We start from the raw sequence: 5,791 nt of genomic DNA on the forward strand, positions 1-5,791 counted from the left end.
ACGGTGTCGTCGAAGAGGTACTCGGTGTAGGGCGCGGTGTCCTCGTACAGCAGGCCGGCGAGGTCGCCGCGGAGGATCTCGATCTCGGAGACGATGCCCTCGCCGCCGAAGGCGTCGGCGGGCAGCCGGGAGGTGATCCGGCCCGCCGAGTCGACGGTGGCGATGCCCTTCTGGTCGAGGCTCAGCTCGCGGGCCCGCTCCATCAGGCCCATCCGCGAGATGACGGTGCGTCCGGCGCCGCGGAGGTCGACGGTCTGGCCGCCCGGGCGCGGCGCGGGCGCGCGCTCCACGACGGTCACCGTGAAGCCGGCCGCGTGCAGCCAGTGGGCGAGGGCCGGACCGGCGATGCCGCCGCCGGAGATCAGGATGTCTGTGTTCCCCATGCCGTCGAATGTACGCTGTACGCAGCAAGCCGCGCAAGCCTGAAATCGCCTTCCCAGCAGGGCTTTTATCCCTGGTGCACTAGTGCTCCTGACGGATGGTGCACTGCCCTCGGGCGGTCCGGGCGCAGGTGTGGCTAGGCTGACCGGCAGAGCAAGGTGCACTAGTGCGGAGGGGACGGCATGGACCGGACCGACGGATCGCGGTACCGCAGGATCGTCGACGAGCTGCGGGCCAGGATCGAACGGGGCGAACTGGCCCCGGGCGACCGGGTGCCCTCCACCCGGGAGATCACCCGGCAGTGGGGCGTCGCCATGGCGACCGCGACCAAGGCGCTCACCGAACTCCGCCGGACGGGGCTGGTCCGCGCCGTCCCGGGGATCGGCACCGTCGTGGCCGCGCCGCAGACACCGCCCCCGGCCGGTCCTCCCCCGGCGGCCCCTCCCCCGGCCCCCGTGAAGGCCGCCGCCCGCACCGCCGCCACCGACCCCCGAGGCAGCCGGGACGCCGCCCTGACGGCGGACCGGATCGTGGCCGCAGCAACGGCGGTCGCCGACGCGGAGGGCCTCGCCGCACTCTCCATGCGGCGCGTCGCCGCCGAACTCGGCGTCGCCACCATGTCGCTCTACCGGCACGTGACCGACAAGGACGACCTGCTGCTGCGGATGCTCGACACCGCCTTCACCGAGTTCGGCTTCCCCGACGAACGGCCCGACGGCTGGCGCGGACCGCTCGCCCTCGCCGCCCGGATGCTCTGGGACGCCTGCCGCCGCCACCCCTGGCTCGCACCCGCGCTCTCCATGACGCGGCCCCAGATCGTCCCCGCCGCGATGCCGTTCACCGAATGGGTGCTCGGCGCCCTCGACGGCCACGGCCTCGACCCGTGGACGGCCTTCACCACCCACCTCACGCTCTTCAACTACGTCCGCGGCACCGCCGTCAACGTCGAGGCGGAGAGCACCGCCATGGCCGACAGCGGCCTCGACGCCGACGAGTGGATGGCCACCCAGGAACCGGCCCTGCAGACCCTGATGGACACCGGCCGCTTCCCCCTCCTGCAACGACACGTCACCGACGGCTACGACTTCGACCTCGACCGCCTCTTCGAGTTCGGCCTGCAACGCCTCCTCGACGGCATCGCCGCCCTGATCGACGGCCCGCGCCCCGGCCCGGCCACCGCGTAGCATCGGCCCGTCCGCTGTCAGACGCTCAGGAGGCCGTCGTGGAGATGTTCCGGTTCGACCGCGCGGAGACGGTCGTCGACCGGTTCGGCAGCACGGGCACCGCAGCCACCGGCGTCGCGGCGGGCGAGGGGGCGGTGCGGCTGACCTGCCTGACGATCACACCCGGCGGCGTCCTCGGCGCCCATCCGGCCCCGGTGGAGCAACTGTTCCTGGTCGTGGCCGGCGAGGGCTGGGTCGCCGGCCCGGACGGGACCCGGGTGCCCGTCTCCGCCGGGGACGCCGTGCACTGGGCCACCGGCGAGCAACACGGCTCCGGCAGCACGACCGGGCTCACCGCCCTTGCGCTGGAAGGGCCGTCGGTGCGGCACCTCGCCCCGGCGGCGGGTGGGCCTGCGGCGGGGTGAGGGCGGGTGGGGATCAGGCGGTCGGCTCGGAGAAGGTGAGGCCGCCGGCGGCGAGGGGGCGGCGGTCCGCGGCGGTCGGGGCCTCCTGGCCGGGCGGGGGCAGGAAGAGGGCACGGTCGATCGGCGGCAGCGGCCGCCGGTCGGGGACGCCCGGCGCGTCGGTGTGCGGGGCGGAGAAAACGGGCAGGCCCAGCGGGCGGCGATCATCGGTCACGATCGGCAGCCTGTCCCATCGGCCCCCTCCCGGGCAACGGGATTCCCCCGGGAGTCCGCGCAGATGCTGTGAAGACCCACCGGACGGAAGGCAGATCAGGGGCGCGTGGGGGCACCTGGTCTGCCTGCACCCGACCACTGCCCCTGGGGGCTTCACGGCTCGAAGCGGTAGCCCATGCCGGGTTCGGTGACGAAGTGGCGGGGGTTGGAGGGGTCGTCCTCGAGTTTGCGGCGGAGTTGGGCCATGTAGACCCGCAGGTAGTTGGTCTCGGTGCGGTAGGCCGGCCCCCACACCTCCTGCAGCAGTTGCTTCTGGCTGACGAGGCGGCCGGCGTTGCGCGCGAGCACCTCCAGCAGGTGCCACTCGGTGGGCGTCAGGCGGACGTCGGTGCCGCCGCGGTGGACCTTCTTGGCGGCGAGGTCGACGGTGAAGGACCCGGTGGTGAGCACGGCCTCGGTGCCGCCGGCGGTCACCGGTTCGGCGCGGCGGACGGCGGCCCGCAGCCGGGCCAGGAACTCGTCCATGCCGAAGGGCTTGGTGACGTAGTCGTCGGCTCCGGCGTCGAGTGCCTCGACCTTCTCGTCGGAGGCCTGCCGGGCGGAGAGCACGATGATCGGAACGCGCGTCCAGCCGCGCAGGCCGCGGATCACCTCGGTGCCGTCCATGTCGGGCAGGCCGAGGTCGAGGACGACGACGTCCGGGGGCCTGGCGGCGGCCGCGGCGAGGGCGGAGGCGCCGTCGTGGGCGGCGTCCACCTCGTACTTCCGTGCCTTGAGGTTGATCACCAGGGCGCGGACGAGCTGGGGTTCGTCGTCCACCACGAGGACCCGGGTCATGGGGTGTGCGCCGCCTTTCTGCGGTTGGCTGTGCTGCGCCCCGGCGGTGGCCGGGGCACGGGTGGTTCAGGAGGTGCTGGGGGTGGGTTCGCGGGCGGTGCGGGCGGCGGCGGCCAGCGAGACCACCATGGTGAGTCCGCCGCCGGGGGTGTCCTCGGCGGTGAGGCTGCCGCCCATGGCTTCGGCGAAGCCGCGGGCGACGGCGAGGCCGAGTCCGACGCCGTTGCCGCGCGGGGCGTCGCCGTGCCGCTGGAAGGGCGCGAAGATCCGTTCCCGGGCCTCTTCGGGGACGCCGGGGCCGCGGTCGACGACGCGCAGCTCGACGCGGTCGCCGCCGGGCAGCCGGAGGGCGTCGGCCCGGACGGTGACGGGCAGGTCGGGCGGGCTGTACTTGACGGCGTTCTCGACCAGGTTGGCGACGACCCGTTCCAGCAGTCCGGAGTCGGCGCGCACCAGCGGCAGGTCCTCCGCGACGTCGAGCCGGACGGCGCTGGCGGGCACTCCGACGAGGGCGAGCGGGACGACCTCGTCCAGGTCGACGTCGCGCTGCAGCGGGGTGACGCTGCCGGTCTGCAGCCGGCTCATGTCGAGCAGGTTGTTGATCAGCTGGTTGAGCCGGTCGGCGCCCTCCTCGATGCCGGCGAGGAGTTCGGCCTCGTCCTCGGGGCTCCAGGCGACGTCCTCGGAGCGCAGTGAGGTGACGGCGGCCTTGATGCCGGCGAGCGGGGTGCGCAGGTCGTGCGAGACGGCGGCGAGCAGCGCGGTGCGGATCCGGTTGCTGTCGGCGAGCCGGCGGGCCTCGGCGGCCTCCTCGGCGAGCCGTTGCCGTTCGAGGACGGCGACGGCCTGGGCGGCGAAGGCGCCGAGCATCCGGCGGTCGCCGGCGGGCAGCACCCGGCCGGTGAGGACGAGGGCGAGCCGGTCGCCGACGGGGACGTCGACGGTGGCGTCCTCGGGGCGGGCGGCCGGGCGGTGGCCGACGGCGGCGCGGGTCTGCCAGGAGCCGCGGTCGCCGGGGCGTTCCAGCAGGGCGACGGACTCCATCTGGAAGGTCTCCCGGACGCGTTCGAGCAGGTCCTCGGGTCCGTCCTGGCCGCGCAGCGCGCTGCCGGCGAGGAAGGCGAGGGTCTCTGCCTCGGCCCGGCTGCGGGCGGCCTGCTGGGAGCGGCGGGCGGCGAGGTCGACCACCGAGGCGACGGCGATGCCGACGCCGACGAAGACGCCGAGGGCGAGGATGTTGGCCCGGTCGGTGATGGTGAAGGTGTGGGTGGGCGGGGCGAAGTAGTAGTTCAGCAGCGCCGAGCCGACCAGGGCGGAGGCGATCGCCGGGAAGACGCCGCCGGCCAGCGCGGCACCGACGGTGAGGGTGAGGAAGAGCAGGACGGCGGTGGGCAGGCCGACGCCGGGGCCGAGGGCGAGCAGCAGCAGGGTGAGCAGGACGGGGCCGAGGCAGCCGAGCAGCCAGCCCGCGACGGTGCGCAGCCGGCCGAGTTTGACGGGGAGTCGGCCGGGCAGGCCGGGTCGGCCGCGGGCGGCGTGTTCGTGGGTGACGACGTGCACGTCGACGTCGCCGGACTCTCGGATGACGGTGGCGCCGACGCCGGGGTAGAGCAGGGAGCGCCAGGCGCGGCGGCGGCTGGTGCCGACGACGACCTGGGTGGCGTTGACGCCGCGGGCGAAGTCGAGCAGGCCGGCGGGGACGTCCTCGGCGAGCACGGCGTGGTAGCTGCCGCCGAGTTCCTCCACGAGGCGGCGCTGGGCGGCGAGTTCGCCGGGGGCGGCGGGGGCGGCGGGGCCTTCGGGGCGGACGATGTGCACGGCGAGCAGTTCGCTGCCGGAGCCGCGGGCGGCGATCCGGGCGGCGCGGCGGATCAGGGTGCCGCCCTCGGGGCCGCCGGTGAGGCCGACGACGATGCGTTCGCGGGCGGGCCAGGTGGCGGCGATGCCCTGTTCGGTGCGGTAGCGCTGGAGGTACTCGTCGACCCGGTCGGCCGTCCAGAGCAGCGCGAGTTCGCGCAGGGCGGTGAGGTTGCCGGGGCGGAAGTAGTGCGAGAGGGCGGCGTCGACGCGGTCGGGCGGGTAGACGTTGCCGTGGGCGAGGCGGCGCCGGAGCGCTTCGGGGGACATGTCGACCAGTTCGATCTGGTCGGCGCGGCGGACGGTCTCGTCGGGCACGGTCTCGCACTGGCGGACGCCGGTGATGCCCTCGACCACGTCGCCGAGGGATTCGAGGTGCTGGATGTTGACGGTGGAGACGACGTCGATGCCGGCGGCGAGGAGTGCCTCGACGTCCTCCCAGCGCTTGGCGTGGCGGCTGCCGGGGACGTTGGTGTGGGCGAGTTCGTCGACCAGGGCGACGTCGGGGCGGCGGGCGAGCACCGCGTCGAGGTCCATCTCGGTGAAGCGGGCGCCGCGGTGTTCGACGGTGCGGCGGGGGACGGTCTCCAGGCCGGTGACGAGTTCGGCGGTGCGGGCGCGGCCGTGGTCCTCGACGAGGGCGACGACGACGTCGGTGCCGCGGGCGGCCCTGCGGTGGGCCTCGCCGAGCATGGCGTACGTCTTCCCGACCCCGGGGGCCGCCCCGAGGTAGATCCGAAGCCTGCCGCGCGCCATGTGCACCATTCTCGTTCCGCCGCGGCGCCCGCCGGTGGTCCGGACGCCTGTTCGCGCCTCCGAGCCTAGGTCCACCGGTGGGCGCAGCACCCGGTTTGTCCGGTTCGCCGGGTGGATCCTGGCGTTTTCTTGACGCGTACGGCGGCATGCCGCCGTACG

At 74.6% G+C, this 5,791-nt stretch carries 6 protein-coding genes; 2 read left to right on the plus strand and 4 right to left on the minus strand.

From position 1 onward, the window contains the following. A partial coding sequence (locus tag ABZ641_RS23930; RefSeq protein ID WP_359984731.1) for an FAD-dependent monooxygenase occupies nucleotides 1-383 on the minus strand: 383 nt, incomplete at its 3' end. 180 nt (nucleotides 384-563) lie between these two features. On the opposite strand from ABZ641_RS23930, the gene ABZ641_RS23935 reads away from it, so the two are divergent. Beyond that, entirely contained in the window at nucleotides 564-1,565 is a 1,002-nt protein-coding gene (locus ABZ641_RS23935; RefSeq protein ID WP_344625515.1) for a TetR/AcrR family transcriptional regulator C-terminal domain-containing protein, read from the plus strand. 44 nt (nucleotides 1,566-1,609) lie between these two features. Continuing rightward, nucleotides 1,610-1,969: a cupin domain-containing protein gene (locus ABZ641_RS23940; protein ID WP_344625547.1), complete on the plus strand. Its 360-nt coding sequence runs from the start codon at nucleotides 1,610-1,612 to the stop codon at nucleotides 1,967-1,969. A gap of 13 nt (nucleotides 1,970-1,982) precedes the next feature. On the opposite strand, the gene ABZ641_RS23945 is transcribed toward ABZ641_RS23940, so the two are convergent. The 3 genes from ABZ641_RS23945 to ABZ641_RS23955 form a co-directional block, all read right to left on the minus strand. Beyond that, on the minus strand, nucleotides 1,983-2,183 hold the full coding sequence (locus ABZ641_RS23945) for a hypothetical protein (RefSeq protein WP_359984734.1): 201 nt from the start codon (nucleotides 2,181-2,183) through the stop codon (nucleotides 1,983-1,985). Nucleotides 2,184-2,335: 152 nt separating this feature from the next. Continuing rightward, on the minus strand, nucleotides 2,336-3,019 hold the full coding sequence (locus ABZ641_RS23950; protein WP_344625516.1) for a response regulator: 684 nt from the start codon (nucleotides 3,017-3,019) through the stop codon (nucleotides 2,336-2,338). Between the two features lie 66 nt (nucleotides 3,020-3,085). After that, a complete protein-coding gene (locus tag ABZ641_RS23955) occupies nucleotides 3,086-5,632 on the minus strand; it encodes a sensor histidine kinase KdpD (protein WP_359984737.1) in 2,547 nt (848 codons plus the stop codon). Nucleotides 5,633-5,791 lie beyond the last annotated feature (159 nt).

It is taken from the genome of Kitasatospora sp. NPDC007106 (assembly GCF_040634455.1).
Taxonomy (GTDB): Bacteria; Actinomycetota; Actinomycetes; order Streptomycetales; family Streptomycetaceae; genus Kitasatospora; species Kitasatospora arboriphila.